Raw genomic sequence first — 17,054 nt, 5'->3', positions numbered from 1 at the left:
CACACAGGAAATCATTCGCCCCCGACAAAATGTAAATATCATGAGAAAAATAACCGTCTTATCGATGATTACGCTGGATGGAGTCATGCAGGCACCGGGTGGCCCGGAAGAGGATACGTCAGGCAGTTTCAAATATGGTGGCTGGACGGAACCCTATGGCGACGAAATCTATGGTCAGGCAGTGCAGGATGAACTGAAACCGGCAGACTATCTTCTCGGTAGAAAAACCTTTGAGATATGGGAGGACTACTGGCCGCATCACGCCGATTTTTGGCCGGGCATCAATGAGGGTACCAAATACGTACTGTCGAAAACCCGAAAAAAAACGGCCTGGAAGAACACCGTATTCATTCAAAGTGTAGCCGATATCAAAAAGCTAAAAAATTCGACAGGTTCCGACCTTCAGGTCTGGGGAAGCAGTGAGCTCATCCAACTACTGCTACAAAATGACCTGGCAGACGAACTCAAAATCAAAATTCACCCGCTGACACTTGGCAATGGGAAAAAACTATTTGATAACGGAACGATACCCGCCTCATTTGAATTAATTGATAGTATCATTACTTCCACCGGGGTGATAATGGTCCATTACAAACGGGCCGGAAAAGTAAAGACCGGTCTTGTTGAAGTGTAAGAATAAAATAACGCTCACCTATAAAAAACAGATAACATGAAAGATCAGATTACTCCCTGCCTCTGGTTCGACCACCAGGCGGAAGAAGCGGCACGTTTTTATACGTCCGTTTTCCGGAATTCAAAAATTGAAAACATCTCCTATTACGGAAGCGAAGGACAGGAAATACACGGACAAAAAGAGGGAACAGTTCTCACCGTCAACTTTCAAATCAACGGACAAAAGTTCATGGCGCTGAATGGCGGTCCCGCCTTCCAAATTAACGAAGCCGTTTCGTTTATGGTGAATTGTGATACCCAGGAAGAGATTGACTACTACTGGGAAAAGCTGTCGGCTGTACCCGAAGCGGAGCAGTGCGGCTGGCTGAAGGATAAATACGGCGTTTCGTGGCAAATCGTTCCGACCATCCTGGGCGAACTGATGAGCGATGCCGAACGCGCTCCCCGTGTGATGAAAGCATTTATGCAAATGAAGAAATTCGATATTGAGAAGCTGAAAAAGGCCTGATTCGGTGATGGAAGGATGTCATCCATTGGAGGGATGACATCCGTATAGCCTCGAAAAACAAATAAAAAATTTGGGGGTTGTCCAACGGCATTGATGGAGCCAACGGCCACGACATGTCGTGGCCCTACGACGTTGCTGCCAATCGCAATGCCGGTGCCTCAGGTAGGGTCACGATACATCGTGACCGTGCAATGTCAAAACAATCGCCTAAATCAAGATAACGATGAGGAAATTAAAATTACAAATGCAAATGACAATCAACGGTTGTGTTGCAGGACGAAACGGAGAAAAAGACTGGATGACCCTGAATCCGGATAATGAACTGATGGAGTTTATGAGTTCACTCCTCGAGACCTCCGACACGCTCTTACTTGGCAGAAAAACGGCAGAAACGATTCTAAAATATTGGGAGGATACGGCAGCAGAAAATCCCACCCACCCATTTGCAAAAAAGATAGCTTCGATCCACAAGGTTGTTTTCACATCAACACTCGACAAATCAACCTGGAACAATACCACTTTGACCAAAGGAAATCTTAGAGAAGAAATTGCCGAGTTAAAACAGCAAAACGGGAAAGACCTACTTGTTTTTGGTGGTGTCAGTTTTGTTTCCTCGCTGGTAAAGGAGAGACTAATTGACGAGTATCATTTTATTGTCAATCCAACAGCTATCAGCAGCGGTGTTACTGTTTTTAATTCGCTAAAAGAAATACAGCGATTCACTCCTATACAATCCAGGTTATATTCCGGTGGCAAAACTGTTTTGAGTTACAAACCACGTTATGACTGACCCTTTTTTTTATTTGAAAATAAAACAGGCTGGTCGGATTCAGCGGCCACTACAAACGAAACAAGGGGGGCGTACAGCGGCCACGCCATGTCGTGGCCCTACGGGGGTTGCTGCCATTCGCAACGCCGGTGCCCCAGGTAGGGTCACGATACATCGTGACCGTGCGATAATCCCTGATACATGTCTATTTAAACATTAAAACAACCCGGTTTCGGTAAAATACAGTATAGGGAAATATGCAAAAACGGGCTTACTGGGTGCAGCGGCCACGACAGTCGTGGCCCTACAATGTTGCTGCCATTCGCAACGCCGGTGCCCCGGTAGGGTCACGATACATCGTGACCGTGCAATGTCAAAACAATCGCCTAAATCAATCTATCGCCGGAAATTATTTACTAAATTGAAGTAGCCGCCAAATTAACCAATAATCAGTGTAAGACTTCACGAAATGTATTACCCCAGAAGAAGAACCAACCGACACCCATTTCATGATTACAGCCAGCCCTGCTCCTATTTTATCACATTGAATGTCCGTCTTGGAAAATGCCTGTTCGGGAAGGCTACTTCATCCGCTACTATCGAATTAACACCATTGGGAAAAACGGCTGCAAATTACTGGATGGAAATTCCCAAGCACTTCGAAAATGTTCATCTGGATAACATGGTTGTGATGCCCAATCATTTACACGGAATTATCCATATTCGTCAGGATTACCATGAATTAACCGCACTTCAATCTACAAAAACACATCCTAATCGTTTTGGTCCGTTACCGAAAGGCTCTCTGGGGACGATCATCGGGCAGTATAAAGCCTCAGTGACGCGCTGGGCGAACCAGCATTCTTTGGGCGGATTGTTCAGTTGGCAACCTCGCTATTACGACCGCATCATCAAAAACTCAAACGACCTTTGGAAATACCGTATGTATATCAAACAAAACCCGGAAAAATGGTGGTTGAAATATGGCGAACTAACACGGTAATTTTGGCAATTATCTAATAATGCTTTGGTTAGTGCAGCGGCCACGACTTGTCGTGGCCCTACGACGTTGCTGCCATTCGCAATGCCGGTGCCTCAGGTAGGGTCACGATACATCGTGACCGTGCGAAAAAAATGCCCAACCGATACAATCCTTATTTTCTATTTCTATAAACGAAATACAGCAGAACGTTGCATCAAAAAAAAATTAAACAGCTTGGGTTATCCAGCGGCCACGACATGTCGTGGCCCTACGACGTAACTGCCATTCGCAACGCCGGTACCCCGGTAGGGTCACGATACATCGTGACCGTGCAAAAGACCAACATGTATTGCGCAACGTTAATTATAACCTGCCAAATTTCGAGGCACGCTGAAACCTTTCCAAAAAATTTCAGTTTATTTACGTGTGGAAGAAAACAACGTCATAAAGGAACAACACCCCATGCAGGAAACGCTCGATCATCGGCTGACAGAACGGAATATCAAACCCACGGCGGTGCGATTGCTGGTATTGAAGGCGTTTATGGCGCAGGAGGCAGCTATCGGTCTGGCGGATTTGGAGAACCGGTTCGACCATGCCGACAAAACGACCCTGTACCGTACCCTGAAAACCTTCGAAGAGCACAAGCTCATCCACAGCATCGACGATGGGACGGGCGCCCTGAAATATGCGTTGTGCCAGGAAACCTGCGATTGCGCCCCGGAAGATTTGCATGTCCATTTCCTCTGCACGGTCTGCAACAAAACATTCTGCCTGAACGACACGCCCATCCCCCAAATCAACCTGCCGACCGATTTTAGTCTCGACAGCGTCAACATGGTGGTGAAAGGCCTCTGCTCCGACTGCCGGTAAAACCCTTCATTTTCATCTCGCTTCACAACTGCTGTGTACTTTTGCAACCCGGTTGCACAGGCTCTCGCCGTATCTTTGTGTCCATAAGAAGAGGATACAACCATGAAAAAATATCAGCTGAAGAATCTCGATTGTGCCAACTGCGCCGCCAAAATAGAAGATGGCGTGGGCAAACTCAGCGAAGTACAATTTGTGAATGTCAACTTTGCCAACCTGTCGATGACCATCGAAACAGACGACATTGACCTGGTGCGGCAGAAGATTCGCGAACTGGAACCAGACGTCGAAGTCACCGATAACGAAACCGCCCCGCAACTGATTGCCAAAAGCGAACTGGCCGAGAACCGCGGAACGCTCATCAAAGCAGGCATCGCTACGGCGCTGTTGGTTTTGGGAATCATATTCAAGGACGTGCTGGCTCAAACGCCCTATCACCTGGCAGAATATATCGTCTTTGTCACGGCCTGGCTCATCAGCGGTTGGAAAGTAATTGCCGGCGCTGTCCGGAACATCGTCAAAGGGCGTGTTTTCGACGAGCAGTTTTTGATGACCGTCGCCACGCTGGGCGCGTTTGCCATTGGTGAGATGCCTGAAGCGGTTGCCGTGATGCTCTTTTACGTAGTGGGCGAACTGTTCCAGGACATTGCCGTGGGCCGCTCCCGGAAATCCATCAAAGCGTTGCTGGAAATCAAGCCCGAATTTGCCAACGTCAAACAGGGAGCAGAAATCAGGAAAGTGTCCCCCGAAGAGGTAAACGTCGGTGATGTGATTTTGGTAAAAGCCGGCGAGAAAGTCCCGCTCGACGGAACAGTGCTCGAAGGCAGCTCGTTTGTCGATACGGCAGCGCTGACCGGCGAGAGCGTTCCCCGCAAGGTAAACGCCAACGATGAAATTATGGCCGGGATGATCAACCAGTCGGGCCTGCTGACCATCCGGGTGAACAAAACCTTTAGCGAATCATCCATCTCGAAGATACTGGAGCTGGTCGAGAATGCGACGGCCCGGAAAGCCCGAACCGAGAAATTCATCACCACCTTTGCCAAATACTACACGCCGGTGGTGGTTATCGGTGCCCTGTTGCTGGCCGTGTTGCCGCCGCTGTTCATCGCCGGAGCCACCTTCAGCGAATGGATTTACCGCGCGCTGGTCGTGCTGGTTATCTCCTGCCCCTGCGCCCTGGTCATCAGCATTCCGCTGGGTTACTTTGGCGGCGTGGGCCGTGCCTCCAAACACGGTATCCTGGTGAAAGGCTCGAACTTCCTCGACGCTTTAACGCACGTAAAAACGGTGGTCTTCGATAAAACCGGTACACTGACCCAAGGCGAATTCAAGGTCACGAATGTCGTTACCGTGAATGGCTACGATGAACAACAGCTGCTGGAATTTGCTGCCATCGCCGAGTCGGGCTCGAACCACCCCATTGCACAATCCATTCTCGAAGCCTGGGGAAAGCCAGTCGATGCAGCTAATGTCTCTACCGTGAAGGAGATATCGGGGCATGGTGTGGTGGCTACCGCGAATGGCAACACCATCCTGGCCGGAAACGACAAGTTGCTGCACCGCGAACTCATCGAACACGATAGCTGCGATGTGGAAGGAACAGTGGTGCATGTGGCCGTCGATAAGACCTATGCCGGCTACCTGGTGATTGCCGACCGCATCAAGGAGGATGCCTTTGATGCTATACGGAAACTTAAGAAGCAGGGCATCAAAACCGTGATGCTGACCGGTGACGAAACATCGGTAGCGCAATCGGTGGCCGAAAAGCTGCAGCTCGACAGCTACCATGCCGAACTCCTGCCGGAAGACAAGGTACGGCACATCGAAGCATTGCTCGATGGCGAACACAAGGTGGCCTTTGTAGGCGACGGTATCAACGATGCGCCGGTGATTGCCCGGGCCGACGTGGGTATGGCGATGGGCGCACTGGGTTCCGACGCCGCCATCGAAACGGCCGACGTGGTGCTGATGACCGACTCTCCCGCCAAAGTGGTCGATGCCATCGACGTAGCCGGGAAAACGCGCCGGATTGTCTGGCAGAACATCATCTTCGCCCTAGGCGTGAAGGGCATCTTCATCCTGCTGGGAATTGCCGGCGTTGCCAACATGTGGGAAGCGGTCTTCGGTGACATGGGAGTAGCGTTGCTGGCGGTTTTCAATTCGATACGCGTCCTCCGGGAGTAAGTTTTCGGGTTGCACTGCAAGGTTACTATTGCTTCTGTTGTTACTATTGTTACTGTGGTTACTGTTGTTGGGAAAAAGACACTAGACTAAATAGAATGGTCTTTCGATTGTTCATTACTCATTTTTCATATACTCTGTTAAAAAACAAAATTTCAAGCCACTTTTTGGGAGTAGATGGTATTATTTTTTCTTTCTCTAGGGTCAAGACAAACGTAGTCGAGACTATATGGTGTCTTGTTTTTTACAACGCTATAAACCGTTCTGAGTAATTTATTTGCAATATTGTTCATGATTAGATAATGAGGTTTTCCTTCCATCTTTTTCTTTTGATAGTAAAGCTGATATTCTTTGTTATGCTTGACGGCAGATTTGGCTCCCATGTACAGCAATGTTTTTAATTTTCTGTCGGCAAAAGGGCTTGTTCTGCGTTTTCCAACCATTTTGCCCGATTCATTAGGAAAAGGACATACGCCTGCGAATGATGATGCTTTTCGGGCTGTGTCAATAATATTAAAGTTGCCTGTTTTAATAATCAGATCGGTTGCGATAACGGGCCCGACACCTTTTACACTGGTTGCCAGCCGGTAACTTTCGTTAAGGTCTTCATTGGCCACGATGATAGCCTCTATTTCATTCTCGACCTCTTTGATTTGATGGTCAAGGTTTGACAGCGCTTTTTCTGTATGATGTTTGACCGAGATACTTTGCATTGGACTAACCGAACGACTGTGTACTCCAGTACGCAAAATTTTTCTTGCATTGACCAGCTGGGAGCGTAACGCATACAACGATTTCAATTCGCTAATCTCTTCTGAATCGTATACTTTAAAAGAAAGCTTATCGATGAACCTTTCGCCATATTCCCTGATCCTTGCAGCATCAATTGGGTCTGATTTTCCTTTAACTAAACCAAGGCTGTGCTTAATGGTATAGCCTGGAACCAAAGCAATTTTTACGCCAACCAGGTTACAGATAGCCACCAGTAAATCCCCATAGGTCCCTGTGTTTTCTGCACACAAGACACCATCATCTGCAACCGAGGATAAAAACTCCGTTATGTCCCCTAATCGGTTTTTTACCTGTTTGTTTTTTCCTTCTCCATTCTCATCAATGTAATGAACATCGAACTTTTTCATTGATAGATCAATTCCGTATACTTGCATAAATCTTTTTTTATGCTCCGCATTGAGTGGCTGAAATCGTGATAATGGGTTCTGCCCTAAATACTCTCTGGCTTTAACTCAATAATCTGCTGTACTTAATATGAAAATTAGATTTTATCTGTTACTAAATTAAAAGTTAAGGCAGCAGATGGAGCTTTTGCATAAAAGTATTTATGTTTTCCCGTTTACCTTCGATTTTTATTCTAATGCAAACTAACGATTACTAATTGTTTTAAGGGTTTCAGGTTGCACTTCTGGGTTGCAAATGTTCCTGTTGTTTCTGTGGTTACTGTTGTTGGAAAAAAGACACTAGACTCCAGACATTAGACCCCAACGCACAGTCGGGATTTCGCTTTGCTCAACCATAGACGATAAAGAACGGTCTTTCGGTCTTTCGATTTTTCATTTCTCATCGTTCATTTTTCATTGAAAATCCTCCTCCGGCCTTCGGCCACCTCCTCCTGGAGGAGGACAGTGTCTTGTCCTGAAATAGGTTTACACAAAAAGTAAACTTATGGCAGGATTTAGTATGTATAGCGAGAGGTTTATAAAACAAGTCGTTAACGAAGTACAAATGGGGCTTATTACCAAAGAAGCAGCCCGACGGAAGTACCATATCAAAGGACACACAACAGTTTTAAAATGGATTCGTAAATTTGGTAATGAAAAGGTTTATTCTGTTGGTATGGAACCGGATGATAAAATCTCCAAAACGGCCCTTCTGAGACGTATTAAGGAGTTAGAAAAACAACTGGAAGATGAAAAACTCCGCTCCGAAGGATTTTCACAAATGATCGATATTGCGGAAAAGCAATTTCACATTCCGATCAGAAAAAAGTCCGTAACCAAACGGTCCAGGCGTTAAAGTATTGCTATCCGCGCGTTGGTCTGGGCAGGATATGCCGACTGTTTGGTTTCACCAGGCAAGCTCATCATAAGCATTATAAAAAGCAGGAACGGGCGATTGTCGAAAATCACATTATTGTTCAGATGGTTAATGAAATTAGAAAAGAGCATCCGAGAATGGGAACCCGAAAACTATATCATCTACTCAAGCCTGATTTAGAAATGCTCGGCATTAAGATGGGACGTGATGCTTTGTTTGACTTACTTTCCACTGAAAGAATGCTGATCAGAAAAAGGAGGCGACAACACATCACTACCAATTCCCATCACTGGTACAGAAAGTATCCCAACTTAATCCAGGGGTTCATACCTTCCGGCCCAAACCAGCTATGGGTAAGTGATATTACCTATCTAAAAACGCATTCCGGTTTCCGGTATTTATTTTTACTGACAGATGCCTATTCAAAAAAAATATTGGGATACCATCTGGCCATTGATCTGGATAGCACACATGCTGTTGCCTGTTTGCAGAGGGCTTTAAAAAGTCTCGGTCAACCTGTCGCAGGATTAATACATCATTCAGACCGGGGGATTCAGTATTGTTCTAAGGAATATGTCAACCTGCTTCAGGATTACCAAATTCAGGTTAGCATGACAGAGAACAGTAATCCACGAGACAATGCCATTGCCGAGAGAGTTAACGGTATTCTTAAAGATGAATATCTTCATCTCGAAGTAAGCAAGAACATCATTTTCACAAACAGTCAGTTAGAAAAGACAATAAACAAGTACAACAATAGACGTCCGCATCTGAGCTGCAATATGCTCACACCGGAACAGGCACATCTCAGATCGGGTACACTCAAAAAAAGATGGAAAACCTATTATAAAAAACAAGTAAATTTAAATGTCTAACCTGTAAACTTTTTTCAGGACGATACACATGCGCGAACGACAGCTCTTTCAGCAGCTTTTTCGTCTGGATTGAGCTATTTGTCCATGCCTGAGCAACGCTAGCTGAATTGCCCGTAGGGCATCCAGTATTGTAGCAGATAGCACCTCACGTGCCAACATACTCCGTAGGAGTTTCACAAAAGGCTCCACGCTAAGACCGCAAAGATTTTCGCAAAGGGCCGTTAGACTTGCATTTTAATAGAGGAGTAAGTTTGGTTATACTCATAGCATAAATAAGAGACTCCCGTATGTAGCGTTACCTTTAGCAAAGGACCAGGTTTTAAACCTAATTTGCGTATTAAGAACTACATACGTTTGAGTTAAAGCCAGAGAGTATTTAGGGTATAACCCATTATCACGGTTTTTGCCACTCAATTGGAGCCTCTATAAATAAAACACTATGAGACAAATTTATGGTATCGATCTTTCAAAGGAAAAGTTTAATGTGAATTTTCTTTCTGAAGAGGGAATTATTAAAGAATTGGAAGTTAAAAACAACTACAATTCTATTTGTGAGTTTTTATCTGATTTACCTTCAAGTTCAACCTTATGCATCGAACATACAGGCATTTATGGTGACTTACTTATTTTTCTTGCTAACTGTTTTGAAGTAAGCATCAGTGCTGTTTCTGGCTATGAGATTAAGCACTCATTGGGTCTTCAAAAAGGGAAAAGTGATCCGGTAGATGCAGCCAGGATAAGAGAGTATGGGGAACGGTTTTCTGATAAACTAAGACCGGCTGAATATGCAGATGAGACCATCCATGAACTTCGTGAGTTACACAACTTACGGCAAGTGTTGGTGAAAAACAGAAAGATACTTTTAACGCAAGGGAAAGACAAAGGCAGGCTTCCGTTCAAGTCATTAAGAGCTCACTATATCGCAACTGAGGTGATCGCTGATCTAAGTGAACAAATCAGTTCAGTTGAGCAAGAAATACAGAAAATAATCAACGCCAACCAGGAATATGCTCAGAACAGTGAACTTATTTGCAGTATAAAGGGAATAGGACCTGTTACAGCCAATGAGCTAATCATAAAGACACATAACTTTACAAAGATCCGAACAGCCCGCCAGGCTGCTTCTTTTGCAGGAATTTGTCCCTTCCCTAACAGTAGTGGCAAGATGGTAAAAAAGCACAGAATAAGTTCAATGGGTGATCGATCATTAAAAACACTTCTGTATTTATGTTCAACATCTGCGATCACTTACAACAAAGAGATGAAAAACTATTATATCAGAAAGAAAGCAGAAGGGAAACCTTCTTATTTAGTACTAAATAATGTAGCCAACAAACTACTGAGAATAATTTATGCGATCCTGGAATCCGGACAAAAGTATGATATAAACTACTTGTGTCTTGATCCCAGAATAGCTGACAAAAAAGTAGCCTGAAAATTTGGATTAATCAGAGTATACGCAAAAACGTCCACCGATGACACGACTAAAGAATGAAGGAGAACCGCGGATAAGCTTCCAATTATTTTCTGCAGCAAGTTAGCACGCTGTCCCCCTTTGGAGGGGGAATTAAAGGGGGAGGATAAATTTCTGATTGTCCATTTCTCATTTTTCATTGAACAAATCCTCCTCCGGCCTTCGGCCACCTCCTCCGAAGGAGGGCATTCGCGAACGGATTGCGCGTTAATGAAATACCAGTGGTTAAAAGCGGCTGATATAGATGAAGCTTATCCGGCGAGATGAGCTTCGCACGCCGGCGGGGTCGCCGTGGAAAAAAGTATGTACCCAGAACATATTTTAGGGTCCGCCGTTTAAAAAAGTATGTCCCCCGAACATTTTTTGAGGTGTGCCGCGTGAAAAAGTATGTATGCTTAACATGTTTTAGCCATCGCTGCGAAGAAAAGTATGTATGCTCAACATATTTTGGCCACCGCTCCGGGAAAAAGGATGTGCCCTCTGCGGTTTTCCGGCAGCGCTCCGGACAAAAGCGGGTGTGCTCCACAGCGAAACCTCTTAACCTTCGAATTGCATCCTCGTTATTTCCAGGCAACAGAAAGCTGTTCCTGATTGCCCGATGCTTGTTTCTATTTCACATGCGCCTGTTTCCATTTTGCAGATAGCTGTTTCCTTTAAACAGGTGCTTACTTCCATTTTTACCACGCTTGTTTCCATTCAACAGGTCGATACTTCCATTTGCCCGATGTTTGTTTCTTTTTCACATACCGTTGTTTCCATTCTGCAGATAGCTGTTTCCTTTTAACAGGTGCCTACTTCCAATTTTACGTTGCTTGTTTCCATTTTGCAGGTAGCTGTTTCTATTCCGCAGATGGTTGTTCCTGTCATTACACCTCGTTGTCTTCTCTCAACCAGGGCTGTCTTTTTCCCGCATACTGCCGTTTTCCGGTTCACACCCGGTTACTTTTTAAAAACCATGGTTGTCTTCTTTTCACGACGAACATTCTTTTAAAAACAGCCGTCTGCTTCTTAAAAAACTTCTCATATCCGCTGTTTGAACAAGAGGATTCTTTTAAAACACATCTTTATCTCTATTTGACACGGAGATGTTCTTCTTTAAAACACAAGAAACAGGCTATTTTTTAATGTTATTCCTACTTTTGACGTATGGCCGGCGTACATGACAATTACAACCTATTTAATAAATTATTTTTAGCATATTTGCTTTGCAAAATCCCATTCTATGAACCGAGCCTATTATTCTAATTCGATACAAAATTTTCTTTCTTCATCCTCTAATGAAATAATTGGTATTCTCGCTAGAAACAACGAATTCTCATTAGACCGAAATCAACAGGATGCATGGTTATCCCAGATTAACATTTTAAAGGATGTACTGCATGCATATTCAGGCTCTATCTACTTTGAGTATTCAATCCCTAGAATGGGAAAACGAATTGATGTGCTAGTAATCATCCAGTCTGTTATATTCATATTAGAATTTAAAGTAGGAGAGAAAGAATATCATATGCATAGCATAGACCAAGTTTGGGATTATGCTCTTGATATGAAAAACTTTCATGAAACGAGCCACGATAAAATTATTGTTCCTATACTCATTGCTACTCATGCCAAAACTGCAGATCAACTTATTACTTCAACAGTAGCAGACGATAACCTTTTTGCACCTATAAGAAGTAATGTTTCATCACTAAGCGGTATATTGGCAAATGCCCTACAATTTTTCAACGGTGACAAAATCATCGACATTTCTAGTTGGGAAGCAGGACGATACCATCCAACCCCAACAATAATAGAGGCTGCTTTGGCTCTTTACAACAACCATACAGTAGCGGATATCTCCAGAACAGATGATAATGCGATCAATCTGAAAATCACTTCGCAAAAGCTTTCACAAATCATTGAGGATACGAAAGAACGATCAGAAAAAGCTATTTGCTTTGTAACAGGCGTTCCCGGTGCTGGAAAAACACTAGTTGGTTTGGATATAGCAACTCAGCATTTTAAGAAGGAAAGTGAGCTTTACAGTGTTTTTCTATCGGGAAACGGACCTCTAGTTAAAATATTACAGGAAGCATTGGCTCGCGACCAAGTTCAACAAGCTAGGGAAAAAGGTGAGAAGCTAAAAATAGGGCAAGCAAGAAGTGAGGTCAAAGCTTTTATTCAAAATGTACATCACTTTAGAGATGATGGTCTGAAAGACAATCGTCCTCCTGTCGAACATGTTGCACTATTTGATGAAGCTCAAAGAGCTTGGACCTTGGAACAAACCACTAAATTTATGCAACAGAGAAAAAATATTCCTGACTTTGAATTTTCTGAACCCGAGTTTCTTGTATCCTGTCTTGACCGCCATCAAGATTGGGCTGTAGTGGTATGTTTGGTCGGAGGTGGTCAAGAAATTAATACCGGAGAAGCAGGAATAAGCGAGTGGATTAATTCTCTGGAGCGCTCATTCCCGGAATGGAAAATATATATTTCTGATAGACTTACCGACAGTGAGTACAATGCATCCGAAGTGCTGACAAAAGTTAATAAACGAAACAATGTAGAATACTTAAGAGAATTACATCTGGCAGTTTCGATGCGCTCTTTCAGAGCGGAAAATTTATCGCTATGGGTTAAGCAATTACTTGATTTAGATACTGTCGAATCGAAACAAACACTTCAACAACTTCAATCGAAATATCCAATTGTCATCACTAGAGATTTAAACAAAGCCAAAAAATGGTTGCAAAAAAAAGCCCGAGGGAGTGAACGTTATGGTATTGTTGTATCCTCTCAAGCCCAACGACTGAAACCGTTTGCTATAGACGTTAAATCACCTGTCGATCCCATTCATTGGTTCTTGGATGAGAAAGATGATATTCGTTCATCATATTATTTGGAAGATGTTGCTACTGAATTTCATGTACAAGGCCTTGAACTCGACTGGGTATGTGTGACATGGGATGCGGATTTCCGATATACGCCTAAAGGATGGGAATATTGGTCCTTCAAAGGAAATAAATGGTATCATGTCCGGAAAGAAGAGCGTCAGAACTACCTAAAAAATGCTTACCGCGTGTTATTAACTCGTGCAAGACAAGGAATGGTGATCGTTGTACCCCAAGGTGACAAAGAAGACGCAACTAGAAACCCAGAATTCTACAACTCGACATTTGAGTATCTAAAAGAAATTGGAATTGAAGAAATAAAATGAGTTGAGTGTGACTTATCGTCGACAACAAGCAACACAAACATTGACTATTTTTAACAAAAAATGTCCAATGGTATTCGTATTCACTACTTACACCGAGATTCAGGGAACTATAAAAAATTTAATTATAAAGATTTTCTGAATACTCGCAATTTACCCATATCAGATATTAAAACAGAGATAGAAAGATATTTAATTGATGGAATGTTTTTTTACCCAGAAAAGGTAGGAATAGAGAAATTTGACTTTCATAAATATTGTGATGACTTTTCGTGGTATGAAGTTGAAGAAATTGAGACCACAGATGAAATCTCTTCAGAAGATAGAATTGAAGATTTCATCAACATATTAAAAACTAAAAATCACTAAACTATTTGGCTAGTTCCTTCCCATTTGCCACACCCAACCAAAATTTATACATTGGGAATGCTTTCGGGAATTCGGGAGCACTTCAATTACTATAAAATTGACTATCACGACCATCAAAAGACAATGAATCCGGTTTTCCGATAGCGGTCAATCACTACGATTTCCGTCCGGACGACCTCATGTAGAACAATAAATTTTCACACCATGACAAAAAGTAATTTGACCAATTTCTTCCTGCTACTGGTAACAATTTTTACGCTATCCATCATCTTTTCCCTGATTAATGCGCCGTCCCTTACGAGCCACACGTCGGCTGCTGCAATGGGCGATGCCGTTGGAAATTCCACCGGTATTTTTCTCAAACACATGTTAAGAATGACGATTGCACTGGCGGCTGCTTACCTGATTTTCATTAATCTGACGAAAAGCAGACTAACCAATTTTGTCCTGCTAATCCTGACGGTTTTCTTTCTATCCATCATCTTTGCACTGTTTGATTCGCCCACTTTTACCAGCCACATGTCGGCTTATGATGCCGGTTATGCCATGGGTAGCTCTACCGGAATTATTTTCAGGCACATGTTCAACATGCTCGGTACGCTGGCCTTTGCCTATCTGCTCCTGAGAAAGAGAATCGCGCGAAAATAAATACAACCGAATGGATAGAGAGGCCTGTGAGCCTCTCTTTTTTTGACTATTGCAGTTGTTAGTGCTTCGTTTGTGACGCTGTCAGGTGCGTTGCACGCTGACAGGTCTGCGGTTGGTTTGTATACCACCGTTAGGGTTTAACAACCACTGACGGGGTTCGGGGTGAAATCCTGTTGGTGGTCGGAGACCCCGACAGTGGTTTTTGGTGCTGCAACAAAAGCCCTGACTGGGTTCGGAACCCTGTCGGGGTTGGAAGCTGAAAACGGGAATAAAGTTGTTGGTTTTCGTTTCCGACGCTGTCAGGTGCTTTGCACGCTGACAGGTCAGCGGTTGGTTCTGGGAGCACCATCAGGGTCTGTCGACCACTGACGGGGTGTGCGGCGCAGGCTAAATCAATTAGCGGCCTGTTTGATACTCACGTGGTCGAAATAGTCTCCGGCTTCGAGGCCAATGAGCATCGTTCGTTCGGCTCCCGTGTTGTTTTCTTTTAACCGGACGAACAAGGTGTTCTTATCCCGTCGTTCTACGGTAAAATCATCTTCCTGTATGGTATAAGCATCCGCTTCGAGGTTGATGTCTGTCCGGTTGTAATAACTATAGGTGCTGTCCTGAAACGAAATTTCGTCTACCCACCACCAGTCTCCTTGTGTGTTGATGGTCACAGAGTCTGCCTGGGCCGTCAACTCCACACTCTTTGTTGAGAGTTTAATAATGTCATCCCATTTTCCAATCGGGTTTTCGTTGTCTTTACATGAAATCAGCAAAAAAATGCCGATCACCAGAATCATCGCTTTCTTCATCGTCACAAAATTAGGGTTGGTTTACATTCGGTTCAAACTTCCTGTTTTTTTGAACTTCTCTTACCAGATGAATATGGTTGCCAAAAGGTTGCGCTCAACCACGCGATGGGCCGGCAGCGAACGCCTGTGTTGGCTCCGATGCGAAATACCAGCCGGCCCTCATTTGCTCAAACCAAACATTATGGGTAAATTGGGCATGATGTTTCTTTTTGACCAGGGAACAGATATAACGTAAGTTATTTGCTTACGACCACGTAGAAGCAACATAACCGGTGCATCCGGGAGCAGGCAGCAGTGGCGGCCGGCAACGGAACACACCATACGTTGAACGAAAAACTGACGCCATGACAAAAAGTAAAGTTTTTGACCTCGTTCTTGTTATCGTGACAATCGTCTTCCTGTCAATCCTGTTTACGGTGATTGACCTCTCCCCTTTCCAACACGACATGACGGCATACGATGTGGGCTACCAGCTGGGGCATTCCACACACGTGATGTTGAAATACATGCTAAAGCTTACGCTGCTGCTGGGACTCGTGTTCCTGGTATTCCGGCTGAAGAGCAAATAGCGGCCAGCCTCTGTAACGACCTTTAACCTTTCCAACAAAATGATAAGACATATGATGCTTGGGCTTTCCCTCCTGATATCGGTTCAGGCGGGAGCACAGACCGGAAGTCCGGCAAGGCACTCCGGTTCGCTGCCAAACCTCAATGAGCGTTTTACAGGCGGTGAAGATCAGCTACGGCTGTACCTGGGCGAAACGACCACTTACCCGGCCGAGGCCGTCGTGCGGGGACGCATGGGCCTGTCGATTGCCGCGGTGACGGTTACCCCGAACGGACGGGTGGCCGCCATTACCATCATCAACTCGCTGGGCGATCCCATCGACAATGAAGTGACAAGAGTGCTGCGGGGAACGGACGGGCGCTGGCACAAAATGCAACCGAACTACGACACAGAAACTTTTTACATCCAGCTGCGGTTTCAACTGGCTCATCACCCGTTTTACTCCCCCGACATCAGCGGACCGAACATTATGTCACCGTTGGACATCACGGCGTCAGGGGCACCGGAAACGTCGACTCATCACATTCTTACCGACGGTAAGCTGGCCCACCGCATGCAGGTAGCCATGGAGGCGTCGGACTACGCGCTGGCGCTGAATCTGCTGGACGAGGCCATCCGGCGCAACCCGTACAACCTGGATGCTTACCCGATGCGGATTACCTGCAGCCGGCACCTGTATCAACGCAGTCAGGCCATGAAAGATGTCCGGAAGCTGAAAAGGTTCATGAACCAGGAGCCCCTGGCGTCGTTTGCCTCCGACAAGGATACACAGTCGAGCACTCGATAGCGCGTTGGTTGTTATGCTCACGCTATTGTTGATAAAATGCGGCATTTTGTCCGGGAAAAAGTGAAACCCTGACCGTTTTGTGCCGTAAGTCACATAAGGAAGTTACCTGACAGATGGCCTATTCCCTTTCCGGGAAAAAAAATTTCACGAAGACATAAAAAAAGTGAAACTGTGTGTAATGAAATGGTATGACATGCTACTGATACACCAGTTTGACTATGGTAGATTCAGGGATTGATTCCCAAACCTGGATACAAATACCATCAACCTCTCTTAACAAAAAGCCCCACCGCCATGGGGCTTTCCTCTTTTTTATCAATCATATATTCCACAAAT

Annotated in this window: 16 protein-coding genes; 14 read left to right on the top strand and 2 right to left on the bottom strand. The window is 44.6% G+C overall.

Going from position 1 to position 17,054, the window contains the following annotated elements:
• The first annotated feature begins 40 nt into the window (after positions 1–40).
• The 6 genes from AC060N_RS08800 to AC060N_RS08775 all read left to right on the top strand — a co-directional run bounded on the left by AC060N_RS08800 (position 41) and on the right by AC060N_RS08775 (position 5,949).
• Entirely contained in the window at positions 41–634 is a 594-nt protein-coding gene (locus tag AC060N_RS08800) for a dihydrofolate reductase family protein (protein ID WP_479526761.1), read from the top strand.
• A 36-nt stretch (positions 635–670) separates the two neighbouring features.
• Complete coding sequence (locus tag AC060N_RS08795; protein ID WP_479526760.1) at positions 671–1,141, top strand: VOC family protein; 471 nt, start codon at positions 671–673, stop codon at positions 1,139–1,141.
• 223 nt (positions 1,142–1,364) lie between these two features.
• A complete protein-coding gene (locus AC060N_RS08790; protein WP_153638907.1) occupies positions 1,365–1,931 on the top strand; it encodes a dihydrofolate reductase family protein in 567 nt (188 codons plus the stop codon).
• Positions 1,932–2,379: 448 nt separating this feature from the next.
• Positions 2,380–2,913, top strand: a complete 534-nt coding sequence (locus AC060N_RS08785; RefSeq protein ID WP_479526759.1) for a transposase — start codon at positions 2,380–2,382, stop codon at positions 2,911–2,913.
• A 441-nt stretch (positions 2,914–3,354) separates the two neighbouring features.
• Positions 3,355–3,765, top strand: a complete 411-nt coding sequence (locus AC060N_RS08780; protein WP_479526991.1) for a Fur family transcriptional regulator — start codon at positions 3,355–3,357, stop codon at positions 3,763–3,765.
• A 102-nt stretch (positions 3,766–3,867) separates the two neighbouring features.
• Positions 3,868–5,949: a heavy metal translocating P-type ATPase gene (locus tag AC060N_RS08775; protein ID WP_479526758.1), complete on the top strand. Its 2,082-nt coding sequence runs from the start codon at positions 3,868–3,870 to the stop codon at positions 5,947–5,949.
• A 152-nt stretch (positions 5,950–6,101) separates the two neighbouring features.
• On the opposite strand, the gene AC060N_RS08770 is transcribed toward AC060N_RS08775, so the two are convergent.
• The gene (locus tag AC060N_RS08770; protein ID WP_479526757.1) at positions 6,102–7,112 is read right to left on the bottom strand and encodes an IS110 family RNA-guided transposase; all 1,011 of its coding nucleotides are present in this window, start codon (positions 7,110–7,112) and stop codon (positions 6,102–6,104) included.
• Between the two features lie 514 nt (positions 7,113–7,626).
• Here AC060N_RS08770 and AC060N_RS08765 point away from each other — a divergent pair.
• From AC060N_RS08765 to AC060N_RS08740, 6 genes are all read left to right on the top strand, one after another.
• A complete protein-coding gene (locus tag AC060N_RS08765; RefSeq protein WP_146142101.1) occupies positions 7,627–7,977 on the top strand; it encodes a hypothetical protein in 351 nt (116 codons plus the stop codon).
• On the top strand, positions 7,893–8,873 hold the full coding sequence (locus tag AC060N_RS08760) for an IS3 family transposase (RefSeq protein WP_106544015.1): 981 nt from the start codon (positions 7,893–7,895) through the stop codon (positions 8,871–8,873). Before AC060N_RS08765 ends, AC060N_RS08760 begins: the two co-directional genes overlap by 85 nt.
• A 439-nt stretch (positions 8,874–9,312) precedes the next feature.
• Complete coding sequence (locus AC060N_RS08755) at positions 9,313–10,308, top strand: IS110 family transposase (RefSeq protein ID WP_479524294.1); 996 nt, start codon at positions 9,313–9,315, stop codon at positions 10,306–10,308.
• A gap of 1,261 nt (positions 10,309–11,569) precedes the next feature.
• A complete protein-coding gene (locus AC060N_RS08750; protein WP_479526756.1) occupies positions 11,570–13,549 on the top strand; it encodes a DUF2075 domain-containing protein in 1,980 nt (659 codons plus the stop codon).
• 60 nt (positions 13,550–13,609) lie between these two features.
• Positions 13,610–13,915, top strand: a complete 306-nt coding sequence (locus AC060N_RS08745) for a hypothetical protein (protein WP_479526755.1) — start codon at positions 13,610–13,612, stop codon at positions 13,913–13,915.
• 204 nt (positions 13,916–14,119) lie between these two features.
• The gene (locus AC060N_RS08740; RefSeq protein WP_479526754.1) at positions 14,120–14,563 is read left to right on the top strand and encodes a hypothetical protein; all 444 of its coding nucleotides are present in this window, start codon (positions 14,120–14,122) and stop codon (positions 14,561–14,563) included.
• Positions 14,564–14,955: 392 nt separating this feature from the next.
• Here the strand turns inward: AC060N_RS08740 and AC060N_RS08735 are convergent, their stop codons facing one another.
• Positions 14,956–15,363: a hypothetical protein gene (locus tag AC060N_RS08735; protein ID WP_479526753.1), complete on the bottom strand. Its 408-nt coding sequence runs from the start codon at positions 15,361–15,363 to the stop codon at positions 14,956–14,958.
• Positions 15,364–15,707: 344 nt separating this feature from the next.
• Between AC060N_RS08735 and AC060N_RS08730 the strand changes: the two genes are divergently transcribed.
• Positions 15,708–15,932 carry a hypothetical protein gene (locus tag AC060N_RS08730; protein WP_479526752.1) on the top strand — a complete coding sequence of 75 codons (225 nt, stop codon included), beginning with the start codon at positions 15,708–15,710 and terminating at the stop codon, positions 15,930–15,932.
• A gap of 39 nt (positions 15,933–15,971) precedes the next feature.
• Entirely contained in the window at positions 15,972–16,718 is a 747-nt protein-coding gene (locus tag AC060N_RS08725) for an energy transducer TonB (RefSeq protein ID WP_479526751.1), read from the top strand.
• Positions 16,719–17,054: the final 336 nt, after the last annotated feature.

The organism is Prolixibacter sp. DSM 2831, from assembly GCF_056493735.1.
Note: the sequence above shows the minus strand (reverse complement) of the source record. Positions and strands in the feature narration are given on the sequence as shown.